Below are 19,316 nucleotides of genomic sequence, written 5' to 3'. Positions count from 1 at the left end.
GCGCCTGGCGGATATGTGACCCCAGGCGCACTTTGTTGTGTCCGGAGTTCTCCGGGCGGGGCGACCAGAAGCGACAGGTGTTCCGAGCAGGTCCGCTCGGGGCACTCCTCTCTCCGATCCCGCAACTGGTGTGGGGTCGACGTTCCGTCAAGGAGACGTAACAAGCATGGCTATTGGCACCGTCAAGTGGTTCAACGCTGACAAGGGCTTCGGTTTCATCACCCCGGACGGCGGCGGCGCTGACGTCTTCGCCCACTTCTCGGCGATCCAGTCCTCCGGCTACCGGAGCCTGGACGAGAACCAGCGGGTCGAGTTCGAGGTCGTCCAGGGCCAGAAGGGCCCGCAGGCGGAGAACATCCGTCCGCTCTGATCCAGGGCGACACTGCCTGACCGCAACGGTCGGGTCACTTCCGGTTGATGTCTGCCGGCGGTGACCCGACCGTTCGCACATTCAGCCCACCGCACCGTTTTCTGAGTCGGGAATCATTCGTTGCGGGGTCGGGTGGATGACTGCCAGCATCAACGGGCCGGGTGACGCTGGCCGGGGGGCAGGCGTCACAGCGTCAGGCGGTATGGGGAGGCAGGACCATGGGGGGCTCGGCGACGGCGCGCGAGTTGCTGCTGGTGGTGGCGATGGCGGTGATCGGACTGCTGCTCGCCATGGCGGCGGCCTTCACCCCCTGGCCGGTCATGCCGGGCGGGTCCGCGCCCTCCAGCCTGGTGGACCTGCACGGGCCGCCGACGGTCACCGAGCCGGTCGGCAGCACGGCCGGCTGACCCACGGTCGCATCAGCGGCCCACGGATGTTCACGCATCGGGGCGTCGAGACGTTAGGGTCGGATCCGTGCCGACGCGCAAAGCTAAAATTCCAGCGACGAGGTATCCGGTCGAGCGCTTCACCCTCGACAACGGCCTGCGGGTGGTCCTGACCCCGGATCGCAGTGCCCCGGTCATCGGGGTGGCGGTCGTCTACGACGTGGGCATCCGGTCCGAGCCCGAGGGGCGCACCGGGTTCGCCCACCTCTTCGAACACCTGATGTTCCAGGGTTCGGAGAATCTGGAGAAGCTGGCGCACTTCCGGCATGTGCAGGGCGCCGGTGGCATGTTCAACGGCTCCACCCACCTGGACTACACCGACTACTACGAGACCCTGCCCAGCAACGCCCTGGCACGGGCCCTCTTCCTGGAGGCCGACCGGATGCGGGGCCCTCGGCTCACCGAGGAGAACCTGCGCAACCAGGTCGACGTGGTCAAGGAGGAGATCCGGGTCAACGTGCTCAACCGGCCCTACGGCGGGTTCCCCTGGTTGACCCTGCCGCCGGTCATGTTCGACACCTTCCCCAACGCGCACGACGGCTACGGCTCCTTCGTCGACCTGGAGTCGGCCACGGTCGACGACGCCGCCGACTTCTTCCGGCGCTACTACGCCAGCGGCAACGCGGTGCTGGCGGTCAGCGGTGACATCGACGTGGCCGAGGCGACCACCCTCATCGAGCGGCACTTCGGTGACGTGCCGGCCCGCCCGGCACCGGATCGCCCGGACTTCGCCGAGCCGGACCTGACCGCGGAGCGGCGCACCGCCCACACCGACCGGTTGGCGCCCCTGCCGGCGGTGGCCTCGGGGTGGCGGGTGCCCGACCCGATCGGTGACTTCGCCGCCTACCTGCCGTACGTGGTGCTGGCCGAGGTGCTCACCGACGGCGACGCCTCCCGGCTGGTCGAGCGGCTGGTCCAGCGCGACCGCACGGTGACCAGCGTCGGCGGCTACGTGGGTTTCATGGGAGACCCCTTCGACGTACGCGACCCCACCGCCCTGCTGTTGCAGGCGCACCTGCCGCCCGGCGGGGACGTGGACAAGGTGCTGCGTACGGTCGACGAGGAGCTGGACCGGCTGGCCACGGACGGGCTGACCGAGGGGGAGCTGACCCGTACCCAGGCCAGGATGGCCACCCACCTGCTGCGCGACACCGACGCCGTGCTCGGCCGCGCCCTGCGGATGGCGGTGCTGGAACAGCAACGCGGCGAGCCGGGACTGCTCAACGAGCTGCCCCGACTGGTCGGGGCGGTCACCGAGGAGCAGGTCCGTGCCGCCGCCGCCACCCTGCGGCCGGAGCGCCGCGCCTCCGTCGAGGTCATTCCCGGCGGTACCCAGACGAAGGAGACAACCCGTTGAGTGTGAGGGCCCTGCCGCCGCTCGGTCCGACCCGTCGGCTCAAGCTGCCGAGCCAGGCCGAGCGGACGCTCGACAACGGGCTGACCGTGATCGCCGTACGCCGGGCGGCCGTGCCGCTGGTCGAACTGCGGCTGTGGATGCCCTTCAGCCGGGCCCACCTGGCCCGGGGGCAGATGCTTGCCGCGACGCTGCTGTCCGGCACGGAGACGATGAGCAGCGTGCAGATCGCCGCCGAGCTGCAGAAGATCGGAGGCGGTCTCTCCGCCGGGCTGGACCCGGATCGGCTGATGCTCTCCGGCAACGGCCTGGCCACCGGCCTGGATCGGCTGTTGGAGATCCTGGCCGAGGTGCTCACCGGCGCCGACTACCCGGCCGAGTGGGTGGCCACCGAACGGGACCGTCTGGTCGACGGCATTCAGGTCGCCCGCAGTCAGCCGGGTCACCTGGTCCACACCGCCCTGCTCAAGCGGATCTACGGCCGGCATCCGTACGCCGTGCAGACGCCGGAGCCGGAGCAGGTCCGGGCGGTGCGGCCGGCAGCGCTGCGTACGCTGCACGCCCAGCGGGTGCGTCCAGCCGGTGCGGTACTCGTGCTGGTCGGCGACGTCCGGCCGGAACGGGCCCTGGACGCGGCCGAGAAGGCCCTCGGGGGCTGGTCCGGTGAGGGGCACTCCGCCGCGCCGCCACCTGCCCCGCCGCTGGCGCCCGGTCCGCTGCTGCTGGTCGACCGGCCGGGCTCGGTGCAGTCCTCCCTGCGGATGGCCTTGCCGGCGGTGCCCCGTACCCACCCCGACCATGCCGCACTTCAGCTGGCCAACCTGATCTTCGGTGGCTACTTCTCCTCCCGCTGGGTGGAGAACATCCGGGAGGACAAGGGCTACACCTACGGGCCGCACTCGTCCGTGGAGCATTCCGTGGCCGGCTCGCTGCTGGTGGCCGCCGCCGAGGTGGCCACCGAGGTGACCGCCCCGGCGCTGCTGGAGACCCACTACGAGCTGGGCCGACTCGCCACCGTGCCGCCCGGCGCCGAGGAGCTGGAACAGGCCCGGCAGTACGCCCTGGGCACCCTGCAACTGGGGGTCGCCACCCAGGCCGGGCTGGCCTCCATCATCAGCGCCTACGCGGGCAGCGGGCTGCGGCTGGACTTCCTGGCCGAGCACGCGGCCCGACTGGCCAAGGCCAGCGCCGAGGACGTCGCTGCCGCGGCGGCCCGTTACCTGGCTCCGGCGCGGGCGGTGACCGTGGTGCTCGGCGACGCCGAGCGGATCGCGGATTCGCTGGGCACCCTGACCCCGGTCGAGACCGCACCGGTGCCGGTATGACCCTGCGGGAGTCCCGCGGCTCGGACGGCAGCGCCGGTTGGGGTGGCGCGGTGCTGGGTCTGATGGCGGACGGCACCCTGGCCCCGCCGTTGTCCCGTTCCACCCTGGATCGGGCCGCCCACCGGCGGGCCGACCCCGACTGGCTGGCCCGAGCCTGGTCCGGGGCCCGGGTGCTGAGGCTGGACGTCCAGGCCGGGGGCCGGGCCCTGGTACGCACCGACACCCCCCAGCCGACCCTGGTCCTGACCGAGGCCGACGAGTTGGTCCCGGAACTGGCCGCCGAGGCGATGTTCCTCGGGGTGGAGCCGGACGGGGTGCCGGTGTTCTGCGTGCACACCGAGTTGCCGACCGTACCGAACACCCGGGCGGCCAACCTGCGGCAGATCGGCCACCTGCTCGGCGACCGGGACGCCGGCCTGTTCACCACCGCCCTGGCGCTGACCAACTGGCATCTGCGCCACCTGTACCACCCGGTCACCGGCGAGCCCACCCGCACGGCCGAGGGGGGTTGGTCCCGGGTGGACAGCCGGGGCGAGCGGGTGTGGCCCCGTACCGACCCGGCGATGATCGTGCTGGTGCACGACGGGGTGCAGGGTGCCGAGGGGCGGTGCCTGCTCGGCAACAATGTCAGCTGGCCGAGCACCCCGGGGCAGCGCCGCTTCTCCTGCCTGGCCGGTTATGTGGAGCCCGGTGAGTCCGCCGAGGCGACCGTGCTGCGGGAGGTCCACGAGGAGGTCGGGGTCCCGGTCACCGACGTCAAATACGTGACCAGTCAGGCGTGGCCGTTCCCGGGCTCGTTGATGCTCGGCTTCCTGGCGGCCGCGGACCCGGCGCACCCGGTACGGGTCGACCCCACCGAAATCGCCCAGGCCCGCTGGTTCTCCCGGCAGGAGATCGGTGCGGCCCTGGCCGGTCGGCCGGTCGATGTGGGCGGCGCCGAGCTGCGCCTGCCGCCCCCCTCCTCGATCGCCCTGTTCCTGATCCATCGCTGGTTCGACGGCCAGTGCTGAGGCGGCGGTACACCCCAGGGCGACCGGCGTAGGTGAGCTGGATGCGGCCGTGCGGCCCCGACCCGGGACCGTCGTTGCCGCGGCGGCCCACGGGTCGGGGGCACGGGCCGTCGTGGTCGGCTGGTGAGGAACACGGCGGGGGAGCCGGTCGACCACGACGGACGGGTGTGGGTGTCAGGTGCCGTGGCCCTGTGGCCGGGCTCGCTGGGGCCCCGGATCGTCCAGGGGCAGCACCTTGATCCGTTGTTTGCCGGCGCGTACCGCACCGACCGTGGCGAAGGCGCGGGCCAGGATGAAGGCGGCGTCCCGGTCTTCGGCGTGGACGACCTGACGGCGGGGCTCGGGTCGGATGGTCTCGTCCCGCAGCCGGCGTCCTCCGGCCCAGGCGGCCGTGATGTCGGCGTCGGCGGCGGCGCGAATGCTGGTGCGAACGATCAGGAACCGCATAGGGGTCTCCGGATGTGTCGCGACGGGTGGTGGAATTTCCACGTCACTACATCGGTCATCGTACGCCCGTGTGGTGTCTCAGCAAGTGAAACGCTCGAATTGACTGCGGTCTCGTCCGATCATCCGATCCCTGCTCAGCGGGGGTGTCGGACCCGGATGACGAACGGGACCACCGGCACCGTGCCGATGGTCCCGCCAGGGCGTGCCCGGTCAGTCCAGATCGAACTGCCCGTTCTTGGTGCCGGAGATGAAGCCCAACCAGCCGGCCCGGTTGAACAACAGCACCGGGCCCTCGGGGTCCTTGCTGTCCCGCAGTGCCACCGCGGCGGGACCGTGGCCCAGCGGCGCGACCTCTACGCAGTTGGAGGTCTGGCTTCGGGTGCTGGTGCGCCAGGGGGCGTCGGCGAGTTGGGCGAGGACGGAGGTCTTGCGGATTTCGTTCATCGTTGTGCTCCTGAGCTGAATCGACACCGACGAGTGGCCTGGCGCCTGCCGGCGGTGTCCGGTGTCGGTCATCGTTCCGTCAGGCGCCCGGTGGAGCTGCGGCGCTGGGCCGGCGCCATTGCCGAACCACCCGCCGCGGTGGACGGGGCGGCCGCTCCGGACAGCCGTTCCGCCGACTCGGTCAGCCAGGAAAGAGTGTCCGGTGCGGAGAGCGCCGCCGCGCATAACCACTTGAACACCACTTTATAGCGATTTAGGGCGATTACCTCGGTCGACATGACATCGGTGAAGCCACCTTCGATGGCCAGGGTCTCCGGATCCTGCGGGTCGGCGAAGCGGTAGAGGGAGAAGGCCGTCGGCGGCAGGTACCACTGGCCGATCGGCGTGTCCCGCAGCAGCACGTGCAGGGTGACGTTCGGTCGGGCGGCCAACTCGCACAACTGCCCCAACTGCTCCCGCAGCACCTCGGGCGGGCCGGCCCGGTGGCCCAGCGCGGACTCCTCCAGCACGGCCGTGTAGCGGGGGGCATCGAACTCCCGGGTGAGCAGGGACTGGCGGGCCTGCCGTGCCTTGATCTCGGTGTCGATGTCCTCACCGGCCTCCGGATCGCCGGCCTCCTGGTCAACCTCCCAGGCCGAGGAGATGCGCATCCGGGCGTACCCGGTGGTCTGCAACAACCCCGGCACCAGGACCGGGTTGTACTCGGAGATCTCGGCGCAGCCCGCCTCCAACTCGGCGAAGCTGCGCTGTTGCTGCGTCATTGCCGGAAAATTCTTCAACCAGCCCCGGATGTCACCGGCTTCCTGGGTGATGCCGAGCAGTTCCGCCCGTAGCGTCTCATCGACGCGGTAGAGGTCGAGCAGGTCACGAACATCCTGCGGATCCGGCCGGCTGCGTCCGTTCTCCAGGCGGGACAACTTCGACGCGGAGGCCCAACCGACGTGCTCGATGACCTGGTCTCCGGTCAGGCCGGCGGCCTCGCGCAGTCGGCGCAGCTCAAGACCGAGCCGACGGCGGCGCAGGATCGGGCCAGGTGAGGCAGGAGGCACTGTGTCCTCTTTTCCGTCGACCGCCGCAGACGCGACGGTAACTGTATGAAATTCGCGCCCCACGGTCAGTATGGACGTCGCGGCCGGCGCCGGAGGTTCCGGCGGAGGGCGTGTCTCCAGAATTGCGCAGACCCGACACCGGAGGGGCCCACCGCGACCTGCGGGTGGGTGGGCCGCTGTCGCGCCCGTCACCTGACCTGCGGAGGGATCCATGCGTACCGTCCTGAGCCGACCGGACTTCCGCCTGCTCTTCGGCGGCCTGCTGGCCAGTCTGACCGCCGAGTCGATGCTGCTGCTGGCACTCGCCATCTGGGTCAAGGATCTGACCGGTTCGGACGCCCTGGCCGGCGCCACCCTCTTCGTGCTCATCGCCCCGCGGATTCTGGCGCCGCTGGTGGGCTGGCTCGTCGACAGATACCCCCGGCGGCGGGTCTTCGTGGTCACCAACCTGGTCACCGCCCTGCTGCTGACCCCACTGCTGGCGGTACGCGACGCGGGGGACATGTGGATCATCTACGGGGTGGCCGCGTTCTACGGCCTGTCCAACCTCACCGTCGGGGCGGTGCTCAGTCGACTGGTCTGCGAACTCGTCCCGGCCGACCTGCTCGGCGAGGCCAACGGGGTGCTCCAGACCGTACGCCAGGGCCTGCGGCTGATCGGCCCGTTGGCCGGTGCCGGGCTCTACGCCCTGCTGGGTGGTGGCGTGCTGGCCGCCATCGGCATGGCCGGGTTCCTGATCGCCGCCGCGGTGGTGGCCGGATTGCGCCCGGCCCAGTCGACCACCCGGCCCACCGAGGAGGATGCGCCGTCGCGGCGTTGGCGGGTGCAGCTCGTCGCCGGTCTGCGTCACCTGGTCGAGGAGCTGGCGATCCGGCGGGCGCTGCTCGGCTACGGGCTCGCCTCGCTGGTGATGGGCTTCACCGAGTCCCTCATCTTCGCGTACGTCGATCAAGGGTTGGGCCGGGACGCGGCGTTCGTCGGGGTGCTGGTCACCGTGCAGGGCATCGGCGGTCTGGTCGGCGGCCTGGTCTCGGCCGCCGTGCTGCGTCGGGTCGGCGAGCTGGGCACCCTGGCCGCCGGTGTCGCCTTCTTCGGGCCGGCCGCGTTGGCGTTGGGGTACCCGAATCTCTGGCTCGGCTTCGCCGCCGTGCTGCTGGCCGGAGTGTCCCTGCCGCTGACCCTGGTCGGCCTGCACACCCTCGTCCAGCGACGCACCCCGGCCGAGGTGCTCGGCCGGGTGGCCGCCGCCGCGGAGGCGGTGGTCAGGGTCCCGCAGGCGCTCTCCATCGGCGCCGGGGCCCTGCTCGTCGGGGTGCTCGACTACCGGTTGGTGTTCGTCGCGGTCGGACTGGCCACCCTGCTGGCCGCCGGCTACCTCTGGGGTGGGCGCCGACTCAGTCCACCGGCCGGGCCGTCGACGCGACCCCGGATCCCGTCGCCCCGCTCCGCCCCGGACGGCACGGCTTCCCTTCCGGCGGTACGGCGCTGACCACGACCATCGGACCCCGTCATTGCGCCGCAACCCCGACCCAACCCGGTGATCTGATCATTTCTCCGTCTTCCAGCGGGTCTACCGGGAAGCCTGTCCGCCAGTCGCCGAACTTCCGTGGAGTGCTCCCCGTCACAACCTGCACATTCGACGGAACTTTACATCGGCTCTTGACCTGCGAAAATGCCCCCCGTTCAATGATCACACCGCACCGCCTTCCGGTGAGGAAGGTCGCAGCCGAGGCCAGCACGGAGCGCGTACGGCGCACGGGGGCCGCAACGATGTCTGGCTGGCGCTGCCGCACCACATCTCAGAAGGGATGTCACAACTGTGACAAGACCACGCCGCCGCCATGTGGCCCTGATCGCCGCACTCCTCCTCGCCCCCATGGTGGCGCCCGGGGTGGCCAACGCGAACGGACCGTTCGTCCCGCCGGGCCAGGAGACCGTCAACCGCTCCTCGCAGCTCAGCGCCGCTGAGGTATCCGCTGAAATGCACGCCCTGGCGGCCCGCAGCAAGGGTGCCCTCCGGATCGAGGAGATCGGCCGCAGCGGCCGGAACCGTCCGCTGGAGATCGCCTTCATCGGCACCGGTGAGACCCGGGTCTGGATCCAGGGCCGCATCCACGGCAACGAGCCCTACGGCGCCGAAGCCTCGCTGGACTTCCTGAAGACCCTGGTCAACGGTGGGAAGCACGCCCGCGAGGTGCTGGAGAACATCAGCTTCGCGATCATCCCGATCTACAACCCGGATGGTTTCGAGGAGTACCGCCGCCAGGACAGCGTCCACCGCATCGACCTCAACCGTGACTGGGGCGTCGACCGGCAGATCTTCGACCAGATCAACAGCGTCCGGGCCGGCCGTGGCGAGGCACCGCTGCCCGAGCGCACCTTCACCAACTACACCCAGTACCGCGCCGTCGAGTCGCAGCAGTTCTGGTACGCCTGGGCCGACTTCAAGCCGCACCACATGATCGACCTGCACCACCAGGGCACGTACTACGTCGGCGACAGCACCGACGAGATGACCACCTTCTCGGTGGGCATCTCGCTCGACCCCGGCATGCTCAGCCAGAGCCAGTGGGACACCGTCCGCCGGATGGGCGTCGCGGCCGCGGACGCCGCCGACAAGAGCGGTGTGGTCACCACCACCCTCTACCCGTACATCAACATCCCGGAGGGCGTCGTCTCGGCCGCCATGCTCAACGGCCCCGGCCCGCGTGGTGAGTACGCCAACTGGCGCAGCAACGCGATGTTCTTCGAGTCGCGTGGCGGCATCGGCCACAAGAGCAGCGGCTACATCATCAAGCAGAACGTCAACGCCCTCTGGGGCATCATCGACAAGATGAGCGACGGCACGCTGGAGAACGTGGACGCCGACCGGTACGGCCAGATCCCGAACCGTGGCGCCACCATCACCACCTGCATCGCCTTCCCGAACCAGTGTGACTTCTGATCCTTCGCACTGACCGCAGTGGCGGTCCACCCCGCTGGGGTGGACCGCCACTGGCGTTGTCAGGCGGTGATGCTCGCCAGATGCTGCTTGACCTGAACGATCGTCGGGTTGGTCAGCGCGCTGCCGTCGGCGAAGCGCAGGGTGGGGACGGTCTGGTTACCCCCGTTGACGCTCATCACGAAGTCGGCCGCGGCCGGATCCTGCTCGATGTCGATCACCTCGTAGGCGATTCCCTCCCGGTCGAGCTGCGACTTCAGCCGGTGGCAGTAGCCGCACCAGGGCGTCGAGTACATCGTGAGCATGATCAGATCCTTCCAATCGGGCCCGACTCGGGCTATCCGCAGTAACGTCCGGGGCGGCTGAGACAATTCCCCGTTGTGGTGGTCAACTCCCCGTCCGAACGTGTGCTCGCCGGCCTGGACCCGGAGCAACGCTCGGCGGTGACCGCCCTCGCCGGGCCGGTCTGCGTACTCGCCGGGGCCGGCACCGGCAAGACCCGGGCGGTGACCTCGCGGATCGCGTACCGGGCGTTGACCGGTGAGATATCCGCCCGGCACGTGCTCGCGGTCACCTTCACCGCCCGGGCCGCCGCCGAGTTGCGGCACCGGCTGGCCCAGTTGGGGGTGGCCGGGGTGCAGGCCCGCACCTTCCACGCCGCCGCGCTGCGCCAGGTGCGCTACTTCGCGCCCCGACTGCTGGACGGGCGGGCCATGCCGGAACTGCTGGACAGCAAGGTCCGGCTGGTCACCCTGGCCGCCGCCCGGGCCGGTCTGCGGACCGACCGCACGGCCGCCCGCGACCTGGCCGGCGAGATCGAGTGGGCCAAGTCCTGCCTGGTAGAGCCGGGGGAGTACGTGGTGGCCGCGGCCAAGGCGCTGCGCGAGACCCCGCACGACCCGGCCAAGGTGGCCGAGGTCTTCGCCGCGTACGAGAAGGTCAAGCGGACCACCGGGGTGATCGACTTCGAGGACGTGCTGCGGGCCGCGGTCTGGGGGATCGAGGAGCACCCGGACGTCGCCGAGCAGGTCCGCAACCAGTACCGGCACTTCGTGGTCGACGAGTACCAGGACGTCAACCCCTTGCAACAGCGGCTGCTGGAGGCCTGGCTGGGCGGTCGGGAGGACCTGACCGTGGTCGGCGATGCCAGCCAGACGATCTACTCCTTCACCGGGGCCACCTCGTCGTACCTGGTCGACTTCCCGCGTCGGCACCGCGGCGCGACAGTGGTCCGGCTGGTCCGCGACTACCGTTCCACCCCCCAGGTGGTCGGCCTGGCCAACGCGGTCATCTCGCAGGCCCGGGGCACGGAGGCGCGGCTGCGGCTGGAACTGGTCGGTCAGCGTCCCGCCGGCCCCGCACCGGAGCTGCGGATCTTCACCGACGAGGCGGCGGAGGCCAACGCGGTCGCGGCCCGCTGCCGGGCCCTGGTCGAGGCCGGTACGGCGGCCCGCGAGATCGCCGTGCTGTTCCGCACCAACGCCCAGTCCGAGGCGTACGAGAAGGCGCTCGCCGAGGCGGGGGTGCCCTACGTGGTGCAGGGGGCCGAGCGGTTCTTCGAGCGGCCCGAGGTGCGTCAGGCCATGGTGGCGATGCGGGCGGCCACCCGGTCGATTGCGGGGGAGACCCCGCTGGTCACCGCCGTGGTCGAGGCGCTGGCCGCGGTCGGCTGGGCGCCGGACTCACCTCCGCCCGGCGGGGCCGCCCGGGAACGGTGGGAGGCGCTGGCCGCCCTGGTAGCGCTGGCCGAGGAGTACGCGGCCAGCCCGCAACTGCTGCCGCTGGGTGCGGCGGCCACCGTGGAGCGTCCGGTCACCCTGGCCGATTTCACCGACGAGTTGCACCGGCGGGCGGCACAGCAGCACGCGCCGACCGTGGAGGGGGTCACCCTGGCCTCCCTGCACTCCGCGAAGGGGCTGGAATGGGAGGCGGTGTTCCTGGTCGGTCTGGCCGAGGGCACCCTGCCCACCACGTACGCCCGCACCCCCGAGCAGGTCGAGGAGGAACGCCGACTGCTCTACGTCGGCATCACCCGGGCCCGGCAGTGGCTCTGGCTGTCGTACGCCTCCGCTCGCTCGCCGGGTGGTCGCGCCCGGCGGCCGTGCCGCTTCCTGCCCCAGCTGGCCCCCTCCGGTACGGCGGAGCGGGCCGGCGGCACCCGCCCGGCCCCCGGTACCCCGCGGCGGGCGGCCACCCGGATCGTCTCCTGTCGGATCTGCGGTACGACCCTGCTGGCCGGGCCGGACCGCAAACTCGGCCGCTGCGCGACCTGTCCCTCCGACATCGACGATGAGCTGCACGAGCGGCTGCGCGAGTGGCGGTCCCGGGTGGCGGACACCCAGAAGGTGCCGGCCTATGTCGTCTTCACCGACGCCACCCTGGTAGCGCTCGCCGAACGGCGTCCGGGCCGGGCCGAGGAACTGGTCGCCATCGCCGGCATCGGCCCCCGCAAGTTGGGCCTGTACGGAGAGGCTGTGCTGGCCCTGGTCAAGGGCGCGACGGTGGACGAAATCTGCCCGCAGAAAACTTTTTGAATCTGGCCGTTAATTCGTTTGCCCTCGCCCGGTCGGCGGGCATAGCCTCAGAACACACCTCGCGGGGGGCCCTGTTCGGGCTGCTCAACAGGGGATTGTCCGAGTCGACCACGAGTGAACGTCAAGGAGGTGGCACCGATGGAGAGCTACATCTACACGCGTCCGACGGCGCTGCCCGTTGCCGTCGCTCCGTTGTCTGCTGCCCTGACCGTCGCCGTGGCTCCGATGTCGGCCGATCGGGCTGCCGTCGCCGCTGCGCGACCGTGGGCTCCGCAGGCGCACCGGGTCGAGGTTCAGGCCGAGCTGATCCTCGCACCAGAAGCGAATGCGATCCAGGGGACCAGTGGCTTCACGGGCAAGGGCGTCGATGGCGCCGTCAAGCGGATGGACGTCCGCGGTGTTCCACCTCGAGGTAGACCGGTCTGACCACCAGACCACCGGCTCACCTCGAGGCCGCGGAACCCGCATACCGGGATCCGCGGCCTCAGTTCTTTTTGCACCGCCGAAGTACGTCGGACCAGCGATCCACGAGATCGAGATGAGAGAGAGGTGACCGGGAGATGACTCTGGCGTTAGCCCCGCTCGACCTGAACGTCGAGACCGAGGCGAATCTGCCCTGCCGGAAGTTCGACCCCGACCTGTGGTTCTCCGACTCACCCACCGACCTGGACGTGGCCAAGACCCTCTGCGGGGACTGCCCGCTGCGGGTCGAGTGCCTCGCCGGCGCGGTCGAGCGCGCCGAGCCCTGGGGGGTCTGGGGTGGCGAGATCTTCGAGCGTGGCGCGGTCGTTCCGCGCAAGCGGCCCCGGGGCCGCCCGCGCAAGGAGGACCTCGCCCGCGACGCCGCACTGCGGGTCGAGGCCGAGGCGCGACTGGCGGCCAACGGCCTTGCCACCTCGCGCAGCGCCGTCCGGCTGGCTGCCTGAGATGTTCCCGATCCGAACCCGTCCCGCCGGTGTCGCACCGGCCGAGAGAAAGCCGAATCCCATGCTGCCCCTGATGACCGGAGTCGCCGAGATGCAACTACTTCATGAAGCGCTGTCGAGGGCTCGAATGCTCCGGCCTCAGGCCGGTCGCACAACCACGAGCACTGAGGCAACCCGATCCGCCCGTACCGTCGCCATGGCCAGCCGTACCCGGTCGGCCCGCGAACTGGGCCTCCTGTAGTACCAGACACCGAACGGCGGGCGAGGACCTTGTCCTCGCCCGCCGAAGTCTGTGCGGGGCGGCGGTCAGTCGGCCTCGGCGAAGCCGGGCAGCCAGCGTTCCAGGATGCCCCGGTAGGGGGCCTCGGCCTCCAGTTGGCACAGCACCCCGATCGACCCGAGGGTCACCCGGTGGATCAGCAGGTACGACGGCGGCAGGTTGAGCTGCCGACTGAACTGGTACGCCGGGGAGCGCGGGTTCGCCAGCCGGGCGGCCTCGGCCCGCAACCAGGCCCGGGTGAACCGGAACTCCTCGACCGCGATCGGTTCCAGCATCGGACGTAGGAAGTCCAGCAGGGCCTGGCCGTCGACCGGCGCCTCGGAGCTGACGAAACCCTCATCCCGCAGGCCGGCCACCACCTCGTCGGCGTCGCCCCGCAGGGCCAGCCCCGCGATGCGGCCGATCGGCTCCGGAGTCCCCTCCGGCATCCGCGCCACCGCGCCGAAGTCGATCACCGCGAGCCGGCCGTCCGGCAACAGCCGGAAGTTGCCGGGATGGGGATCGGCGTGCAGCAGCCCGGCCCGCATCGGGGCCGACAGGTGCAGGACGGCCATCAGCCGACCGGCCTCGTCGCGTTGCTGCTCACTGCCCTCCCGGATGATGTCGGCCAGCGGGGTGCCCTCCACCCACTCGGTGACCAGGACCCGGGGTGAGGCGGAGAACACCGTCGGCACGTAGATCTCGGGGTCGTCCGCGTACGCGGTGGCGAAGGCCCGCTGCGACTCCGCCTCCAACTCGTAGTCGAGTTCCTCGGTGATCCGCTCCCGCAGCTCGGTCAGCAGCGGTTTGATGTCCAGCCCCGGCTGGATGGCCCGGAACATCCCCCCGAGCCGGGAGAGCTGCTTGAGGTCGGCGAGCAGGGCGTCACCGGCCCCCGGGTACTGGATCTTGACCGCGACCTGCCGGGTCGTGCCGTCCGGCATCCGCCACACCGCCCGGTGCACCTGACCGATGCTCGCCGCGGCGGCCGGCGAGTCGTCGAAGCTCTCGAACCGCTCCCGCCAGGCCGGGCCGAGCTGCTCGGCCAGCACCCGGTGCACGCTGGCGGCCGGCAGCGGTGGCGCGGCCTCCTGGAGTTTGGTCAGGGCCTGCCGGTACGGCGCGGCGACCTCCTCCGGCAGGGCGGCTTCGAAGACCGACAGGGCCTGACCGAACTTCATCGCCCCACCCTTGAGCTGGCCGAGCACGCTGAACAGCTGCTCGGCCGTACGCTGCTGGATCTCCGCCGAGATCACGTCGGAGGCCAGCCCGGTGACCCGCTTTCCCATGCCGAGGACGGTCCGACCGGCGAAGCCGAGCGGCAGAGCGGCGAGCTTGGCGGTCCGGGAGACGGCGCGGCGCGGGATGTCGGTCACCTGGCCATTGTTACTGACTCGGCACCCCGACTGCTGCCGTGCGGCCGGGCTGGCTGCCCGTCGGGCGGGCACGCCAGCATCCGCAGCGGGGATGCGGCGGCCACTGGCGGCGCCGGAGATTGCCCGGGGAGGTGAGTTCGACCGCGGCCCCCAGGGTCTCCGGGGTACCCCCGTCCAGGTGCAGCAGGGCCTCACCCACCGCGAGGGCGGTGGCCGCCAACAGGCTGCCCACGGTGCCGCTGGGAGTGGCCGGGCGGCTGGCCAGTTGGGCGGCCAGCGCCGGCCAGTCGGGGTCCCGGTCGGTGCGGTGCAGGTCCAGGCAGCCCAGGCAGGGCCCGTCCGGGGGCCGGACCAAGGGCCCGATCACCGGTACGGCCTCCCGCAGGTCCACCAGCAGGTGCGGTTGGCGACGTTGGGCGTGCCCGGCGGCCAGCAGCGCGGCGGGCCGGTCGGCGCCCAACTGGATCACCAGGTCGGGCCGGGGCCGTCGTTGTGGACCGGTGCTGGTGCCGGGTGCCGATCGGGCGACCGCGGCCCGCACCGCCCGGCCCAACGGTCGCCCCATCTCAGCGGCCGCGATGCCGGTGCCGACCAGGTCGATCGGTCGGACCACACCGGGCAGGTCGGGATGAACGTGACCGACGCCGGCCTGGGCCAGGGCGACGGCGATGGCGGCGCCGAGCGGGCCGGTGCCGGTGACCGTGACCCGGCTGGCCAGTCGGCGGCGGAGGACCTGGGCGGGAGTTCCCGGCAGCCGGGCGGCGGCCAGGGCCAGGGCGGCGGCCTCCGTGGCCAGCCGGGCCCGGTGGGGGCCGGTCAGCTCGCGGGGCAGGAGGGTGTGCATCGGCACCACCAGCCCGGCGGCCCGCAGGGCGTCCAGCAGGGTACGGGCGTGCTCCGTCCGGCTCCTGGTGCCGGTGACCACCTGCCGTTCGCTGTGCCGGCCGTCGAGCAGGTCCAGCAGCTCGGCGGCCCGGGGGTCCGCGATCTCCACCAGGACGGCTCGGTCCTGGTCGAGCCCGAGTTGCAGGGTGTGCCGGTCGCGCCAGAGGCGACTGAGCCCGGGGAGCAGGGTGGGACGGGGGGAAGGCGGAGAAGGCGGCATGGGTACGAACAGTGACCGAATCCCTGCGTTGCGTCGATCGTTGTCCACAGGTGGCCAGGGTCAGATCCAGGGCTGTCCACAGGATTTGCCGAGATATCCACAACCGGCGGGTAGCTACAGTCGGTCCTCCGACAGTCACCCACACAGACGAACGGGGGGTGGCCGCTCGGCCACCCCCCGTTCGTCGGGTGCGTACGTCAGACCTTGGCCTTGCCCAGGATGCGGTTCACTGTTGTGCCGCACACCGGACACTTGCCCTTGGCCATGTTCATGCCGGTCTTCGAGACCTCCACGCGGCCCTCGAAATCCCGCTTCTCCTTGCACTTGACGCAGTAACCGTTGTAGCTCTGGGCCTGGTCGGCCACGGTGCCCTCCTCGTCTCGTCCGCCGGTCGATACCGGTCCGGCGGGTTTCCGGCGGCGGTCGCGTACGGCGTCCGGCGCTGGTCTTTGCCGCGGTCACCCACGTGACCGCTGGTTGGCGGACCCTACCCAGGTGTGGGCGGTTCCATGTCAGCTGCGCTTTGCCACTGTGAGCAAGGCGACGTCGAGAGTGTGCACGCCAAATCGGGCCAGATCAGCCAGTTTCGCGGGGACACGCCGACTGGGAGCCCGCAATTGCGCTGGTGGTGCCAGTTGTGGCGGACCCGGGTACCCCCGCTGGGCCGGGACCATGCGATGATCACTCAGCCTGGGCGGGCGGCGACATTACCGCTCAGTCCACCACGAAGCGTGATCGCGACACATGCCCCCGAGTCCGGGCAATTTTTTTTCGGGACTCCTGCCGACCAATCACCATTTTTCGGACGCGTGTCGCGGGTTGACCCTTGCGGACCCCTGGTCACAACGCATTAGCTTGCCTTCGTGACAGCAAACCGAGGCTGCGCGGTCCACTGATGGCTGGGCCGCGGAAGCCGGTCGTCGAGGTACGGCGCAGCCAGCGCCGGCGACGCACGGTGTCCGCCTACCGCGACGGTGAGCGCGTCGTCGTCCTCATCCCGGACCAGTTCTCCCGGGCCGAGGAGAGCGAGTGGGTCGACCGGATGCTCGCCCGGCTCGCCGCCCGGGAGGGCCGCCTGGCCCGCTCCGACGGGGAACTGCTGGCCCGAGCCGACCGGCTGATCAATCTCTATCTGACGGAGTACGGCAGCCAGGCCCTGCCGGCCAGTGTCCGGTGGGTGAGCAACCAGAACGGCCGTTGGGGCTCCTGCACCCCGGCGGACCGGTCCATCCGGTTGTCCCACCGACTCCAGGACATGCCGGACTGGGTCCTCGACTACGTGCTGCTGCACGAACTCGTGCACCTCATCGTGCCCAGCCACAACGCTGACTTCTGGGCCCTGGTCGGCAGGTACGCCAAGACCGAACGCGCCCGAGGCTATCTGGAGGGCGTGGCGGCCGTCTCCGGCGTTCCCTGACACCGGCGGGCACCCCGTTCGGCCCTCGGCGTAGGGTCGGGGAATGCCCCGACGTGTGGTGGTGGCCCTGCTGGCGCCGGTCACCTGGGCGCCGCCCGGCCTCGACCCGACCCAGTGGCGTACGGCCCTCGCCGAGGACGTGGTGGACCTGCTGGCCACCCTCAACGAGGTGGACACCGCAGTGGCGGTCACCCCGGCGGACCGCTGGCTCGCCGACGCGGTGATCTGGCCGGGTACCCGCGTCTACGAGGTCCCCGAACCCACCCCGAACGCAGTCTTCGCCGCCCTGACCGGCACAACCGCGCCACCCGACCCCGCCGACCCGGTCGAGGGTGCTGGGCGGGTCGGTGATGCTGGAGCGGGGGAGGGTTACGAGCGGTCGACGGGCCGGTACGAACAGGTGGCCGTGATCGCCGGGGACGCTCCCGACCTGCCGGGGTTGACCATCGGCAAGCTGTTGCGTCCACTGACCAGCCGACCGGTCGCGGTAGCCCCGGCCGAGGGTGGCGCCGGGCTGCTGGGCGTGGCGGCCCGGCTACCCGTACCGCCCTGGTTGCCGCCGTTGGACCTGGACGCCACCGTGCCCGCGGCCGTGCGCGCGGCGGCGCCCCGCCCAGGCGACCTGGCGGTCACCCCCTCCTGGCACCGGCTGCGCGGTCCGGCGGACCTGGCCCGCCTCGACCCCGCCCTCAGCGGTTGGGAGAACACCCGCGCTCTCCTGGCCGACGCTGGCAAACCCTGACCAACTCGCGCAGCAAGGCGTCCGCCTGACGCGGTGTGAATCCACTCGATGTGGGATCGCGTGGCCTCAGAGTCACGCGAAGCCACTCGATCCCAGATCGAGCGTGATCTTGCCCAGCGGCGGGGAGCGGGAGCGGGACAGCCCACGAGATCCCGTGCAGGGTCAGTGGGGCGGGGGTGGTGCCTGTGGTCAGGAGGGGGTGTCGCCGCCCTTGGGGTCGTCGTCTCGGCGGTTCTGCTCGCCGGGGGCCTTCTCCTCCGGGCCGCCGGGGGCGGTGAAGTCGAAGCTCTCCAGCTCGGCCATCAGGTCGACATCGGCCATGGCGAAGGCCACCGGGTCGGCGAAGTCGTCGTCGGAGGGCAGCAGGTCCGGGTGCCCCCACAGGGCGTCCCGGCCGCCGATGCCCCGGTGCTCGGTGAGCGCCGCCCACAGCGCCGCGGCCTCCCGCAGTCGGCGGGGTCGCAGCTCCAGCCCGACCAGGGCGGCGAAGGTCTGCTCGGCCGGCCCACCGGCGGCCCGGCGCCGACGGAAGGCCTCGCCCAGCGCCACCACGTTCGGCAACCGGCCGGCGGCCGCGCCGTCGACCACGTGGCAGACCCAGCCCTCGACCAGGGCCAGGGCGGTCTCCAGCCGGGCCAGTGACGCCTTCTGAGTGGGACTGTCCTCCGGGGTGAAGATGCCTTCCAACGCGATGGCCTGCATCGACTCCGGATCGGTCGGGTCGACCCGGCCCATCGCCTCTTCGATCGCCTCCCGGTTGACCCGGATGCCGGCGGCGTACGTCTCGACGGCGTTGAGGACATGCCCGCGCAGCCACGGCACATGCTCGAACAGCCGCTGGTGTGCCGCCTCGCGTAGAGCCACGTAGAGGCGTACCTCGTCCTCGGGTAGCTCCAGGCCCTCGCCGTAGCTGCGGATGTTGGCCGGGATCAGGGCGGCCGTGCCGGCCGGGCCGAGGGGCAGGCCGATGTCACCGACGGAGAGCACCTCCGCGGCGAGCGAGCCGAGGGCCTGGCCCAGCTGGCCGCCGAAGAGGGCGCCGCCCAGGGTGGCGACCATCGACTGCATCGGGCCCAGTTGGGCGCGGGCCTCCGGCGGCACCAGGTCACCCATCGCGCCGACCATGCGGCTGGCCACCGGGTCGCACAGCTTGCGCCAGACATCGAGGGTCTTGAAGATCCATTCGTTGCGGTTCCAGGCCACCACGGTCCGGATGCCCGAGGGCAGCGCGGAGGCCGGCTCCAGCCAGAGGTCGGCGATGCGCAGCGCCTCCTCTACGGCGTTGCGTTCGTACGGCGAGACCGCCGGGTCGCCCGACGCGGCCAGTTGGCTGGCCGCGACCTGGCGGGCCAGGTCCCAGTTGACCGGCCCGCTTCCCGGCGCGGAGAGCAGGTGCTGCAACTGCGACATGAACTGCTGCATCTGCGCGGGGTCGTTGGGGTCGGGCGGCTGCCCACCTGGTAGCGCGAAACCGAACGGAATATCAGGCACGACGTCTACGGTACGCGTGCCGCGCCCCAGGTGACCCGCGCCGCTGTTGCGCTGAGGGCGAAGTCGCCCTCATGCCGCCG

At 71.2% G+C, this 19,316-nt stretch carries 20 protein-coding genes; 12 read left to right on the top strand and 8 right to left on the bottom strand.

Translation table 11 applies throughout. From position 1 onward, the window contains the following. Window positions 1-166: 166 nt before the first annotated feature. The 5 genes from ACGFIK_RS23825 to nudC all read left to right on the top strand — a co-directional run bounded on the left by ACGFIK_RS23825 (window position 167) and on the right by nudC (window position 4,505). Window positions 167-370, top strand: coding sequence for a cold-shock protein (locus ACGFIK_RS23825; RefSeq protein WP_013735772.1), 204 nt, complete (start codon window positions 167-169; stop codon window positions 368-370). A 218-nt stretch (window positions 371-588) separates the two neighbouring features. Beyond that, entirely contained in the window at window positions 589-777 is a 189-nt protein-coding gene (locus tag ACGFIK_RS23820; RefSeq protein ID WP_327024187.1) for a hypothetical protein, read from the top strand. Between the two features lie 67 nt (window positions 778-844). Next, window positions 845-2,173, top strand: coding sequence for a M16 family metallopeptidase (locus ACGFIK_RS23815; protein ID WP_393341377.1), 1,329 nt, complete (start codon window positions 845-847; stop codon window positions 2,171-2,173). After that, window positions 2,170-3,495: a pitrilysin family protein gene (locus tag ACGFIK_RS23810; protein WP_327024189.1), complete on the top strand. Its 1,326-nt coding sequence runs from the start codon at window positions 2,170-2,172 to the stop codon at window positions 3,493-3,495. Before ACGFIK_RS23815 ends, ACGFIK_RS23810 begins: the two co-directional genes overlap by 4 nt. 62 nt (window positions 3,496-3,557) lie before the next feature. Beyond that, a complete protein-coding gene (gene nudC, locus ACGFIK_RS23805) occupies window positions 3,558-4,505 on the top strand; it encodes an NAD(+) diphosphatase (RefSeq protein ID WP_327027435.1) in 948 nt (315 codons plus the stop codon). Between the two features lie 174 nt (window positions 4,506-4,679). On the opposite strand, the gene ACGFIK_RS23800 is transcribed toward nudC, so the two are convergent. From ACGFIK_RS23800 to ACGFIK_RS23790, 3 genes are all read right to left on the bottom strand, one after another. After that, window positions 4,680-4,952 (bottom strand): hypothetical protein, encoded by a 273-nt coding sequence (locus ACGFIK_RS23800; protein ID WP_327024190.1) that lies wholly within the window; start codon window positions 4,950-4,952, stop codon window positions 4,680-4,682. Between the two features lie 210 nt (window positions 4,953-5,162). Further along, entirely contained in the window at window positions 5,163-5,396 is a 234-nt protein-coding gene (locus ACGFIK_RS23795) for a DUF397 domain-containing protein (RefSeq protein WP_327024191.1), read from the bottom strand. Between the two features lie 68 nt (window positions 5,397-5,464). Further along, entirely contained in the window at window positions 5,465-6,445 is a 981-nt protein-coding gene (locus ACGFIK_RS23790; protein WP_327024193.1) for a helix-turn-helix transcriptional regulator, read from the bottom strand. A 211-nt stretch (window positions 6,446-6,656) separates the two neighbouring features. On the opposite strand from ACGFIK_RS23790, the gene ACGFIK_RS23785 reads away from it, so the two are divergent. After that, window positions 6,657-7,934 (top strand): MFS transporter, encoded by a 1,278-nt coding sequence (locus tag ACGFIK_RS23785; protein WP_327024194.1) that lies wholly within the window; start codon window positions 6,657-6,659, stop codon window positions 7,932-7,934. Window positions 7,935-8,264: 330 nt separating this feature from the next. After that, window positions 8,265-9,389, top strand: a complete 1,125-nt coding sequence (locus ACGFIK_RS23780; RefSeq protein ID WP_327024195.1) for a M14 family zinc carboxypeptidase — start codon at window positions 8,265-8,267, stop codon at window positions 9,387-9,389. Between the two features lie 59 nt (window positions 9,390-9,448). On the opposite strand, the gene ACGFIK_RS23775 is transcribed toward ACGFIK_RS23780, so the two are convergent. Then, complete coding sequence (locus ACGFIK_RS23775; RefSeq protein ID WP_327024196.1) at window positions 9,449-9,691, bottom strand: mycoredoxin; 243 nt, start codon at window positions 9,689-9,691, stop codon at window positions 9,449-9,451. 75 nt (window positions 9,692-9,766) lie between these two features. Between ACGFIK_RS23775 and ACGFIK_RS23770 the strand changes: the two genes are divergently transcribed. The 3 genes from ACGFIK_RS23770 (at window position 9,767) to ACGFIK_RS23760 (ending at window position 12,846) form a co-directional block, all read left to right on the top strand. Then, window positions 9,767-11,920 carry an ATP-dependent DNA helicase UvrD2 gene (locus ACGFIK_RS23770; protein ID WP_393341373.1) on the top strand — a complete coding sequence of 718 codons (2,154 nt, stop codon included), beginning with the start codon at window positions 9,767-9,769 and terminating at the stop codon, window positions 11,918-11,920. A gap of 138 nt (window positions 11,921-12,058) precedes the next feature. Then, window positions 12,059-12,346: a hypothetical protein gene (locus tag ACGFIK_RS23765; RefSeq protein WP_327024198.1), complete on the top strand. Its 288-nt coding sequence runs from the start codon at window positions 12,059-12,061 to the stop codon at window positions 12,344-12,346. Window positions 12,347-12,480: 134 nt separating this feature from the next. Then, complete coding sequence (locus tag ACGFIK_RS23760) at window positions 12,481-12,846, top strand: WhiB family transcriptional regulator (RefSeq protein ID WP_327024199.1); 366 nt, start codon at window positions 12,481-12,483, stop codon at window positions 12,844-12,846. A gap of 306 nt (window positions 12,847-13,152) precedes the next feature. On the opposite strand, the gene ACGFIK_RS23755 is transcribed toward ACGFIK_RS23760, so the two are convergent. The 3 genes from ACGFIK_RS23755 to ACGFIK_RS23745 form a co-directional block, all read right to left on the bottom strand. Then, complete coding sequence (locus ACGFIK_RS23755) at window positions 13,153-14,481, bottom strand: AarF/ABC1/UbiB kinase family protein (RefSeq protein ID WP_327024200.1); 1,329 nt, start codon at window positions 14,479-14,481, stop codon at window positions 13,153-13,155. Window positions 14,482-14,491: 10 nt separating this feature from the next. Next, complete coding sequence (locus ACGFIK_RS23750) at window positions 14,492-15,586, bottom strand: hypothetical protein (RefSeq protein ID WP_393341370.1); 1,095 nt, start codon at window positions 15,584-15,586, stop codon at window positions 14,492-14,494. 197 nt (window positions 15,587-15,783) lie between these two features. Next, on the bottom strand, window positions 15,784-15,951 hold the full coding sequence (locus ACGFIK_RS23745) for a DUF5679 domain-containing protein (protein ID WP_199714804.1): 168 nt from the start codon (window positions 15,949-15,951) through the stop codon (window positions 15,784-15,786). Window positions 15,952-16,481: 530 nt separating this feature from the next. On the opposite strand from ACGFIK_RS23745, the gene ACGFIK_RS23740 reads away from it, so the two are divergent. Both ACGFIK_RS23740 and ACGFIK_RS23735 read left to right on the top strand, forming a co-directional pair. Further along, on the top strand, window positions 16,482-17,003 hold the full coding sequence (locus ACGFIK_RS23740; protein ID WP_327024202.1) for a M48 family metallopeptidase: 522 nt from the start codon (window positions 16,482-16,484) through the stop codon (window positions 17,001-17,003). Between the two features lie 43 nt (window positions 17,004-17,046). After that, a complete protein-coding gene (locus tag ACGFIK_RS23735; protein ID WP_393341367.1) occupies window positions 17,047-17,745 on the top strand; it encodes a hypothetical protein in 699 nt (232 codons plus the stop codon). Window positions 17,746-17,934: 189 nt separating this feature from the next. Here ACGFIK_RS23735 and ACGFIK_RS23730 read toward each other — a convergent pair whose 3' ends face one another. Then, the gene (locus tag ACGFIK_RS23730) at window positions 17,935-19,236 is read right to left on the bottom strand and encodes a zinc-dependent metalloprotease (RefSeq protein WP_393341364.1); all 1,302 of its coding nucleotides are present in this window, start codon (window positions 19,234-19,236) and stop codon (window positions 17,935-17,937) included. Between the last annotated feature and the right edge of the window lie 80 nt (window positions 19,237-19,316).

Source organism: Micromonospora sp. NPDC048871 (assembly GCF_043198155.1).
In the GTDB taxonomy this organism is placed as follows: Bacteria; Actinomycetota; Actinomycetes; order Mycobacteriales; family Micromonosporaceae; genus Micromonospora.
The sequence above is the reverse complement of the archived record's forward strand: the minus strand, read 5'-3'. Positions and strand labels throughout refer to the sequence as shown.

Excerpts from the sequence above, each read along its gene's own strand:
- ACGFIK_RS23775 (WP_327024196.1), bottom strand. The coding sequence starts at position 9,691 with ATGCTCACGATGTACTCGACGCCCTGGTGCGGCTACTGCCACCGGCTG.
- ACGFIK_RS23785 (WP_327024194.1), top strand. The coding sequence starts at position 6,657 with ATGCGTACCGTCCTGAGCCGACCGGACTTCCGCCTGCTCTTCGGCGGC.
- ACGFIK_RS23750 (WP_393341370.1), bottom strand. The coding sequence starts at position 15,586 with ATGCCGCCTTCTCCGCCTTCCCCCCGTCCCACCCTGCTCCCCGGGCTC.
- ACGFIK_RS23735 (WP_393341367.1), top strand. The coding sequence starts at position 17,047 with ATGCCCCGACGTGTGGTGGTGGCCCTGCTGGCGCCGGTCACCTGGGCG.
- ACGFIK_RS23765 (WP_327024198.1), top strand. The coding sequence starts at position 12,059 with ATGGAGAGCTACATCTACACGCGTCCGACGGCGCTGCCCGTTGCCGTC.
- ACGFIK_RS23760 (WP_327024199.1), top strand. The coding sequence starts at position 12,481 with ATGACTCTGGCGTTAGCCCCGCTCGACCTGAACGTCGAGACCGAGGCG.
- ACGFIK_RS23795 (WP_327024191.1), bottom strand. The coding sequence starts at position 5,396 with ATGAACGAAATCCGCAAGACCTCCGTCCTCGCCCAACTCGCCGACGCC.
- nudC (WP_327027435.1), top strand. The coding sequence starts at position 3,558 with ATGGCGGACGGCACCCTGGCCCCGCCGTTGTCCCGTTCCACCCTGGAT.
- ACGFIK_RS23740 (WP_327024202.1), top strand. The coding sequence starts at position 16,482 with ATGGCTGGGCCGCGGAAGCCGGTCGTCGAGGTACGGCGCAGCCAGCGC.
- ACGFIK_RS23800 (WP_327024190.1), bottom strand. The coding sequence starts at position 4,952 with ATGCGGTTCCTGATCGTTCGCACCAGCATTCGCGCCGCCGCCGACGCC.
- ACGFIK_RS23820 (WP_327024187.1), top strand. The coding sequence starts at position 589 with ATGGGGGGCTCGGCGACGGCGCGCGAGTTGCTGCTGGTGGTGGCGATG.
- ACGFIK_RS23825 (WP_013735772.1), top strand. The coding sequence starts at position 167 with ATGGCTATTGGCACCGTCAAGTGGTTCAACGCTGACAAGGGCTTCGGT.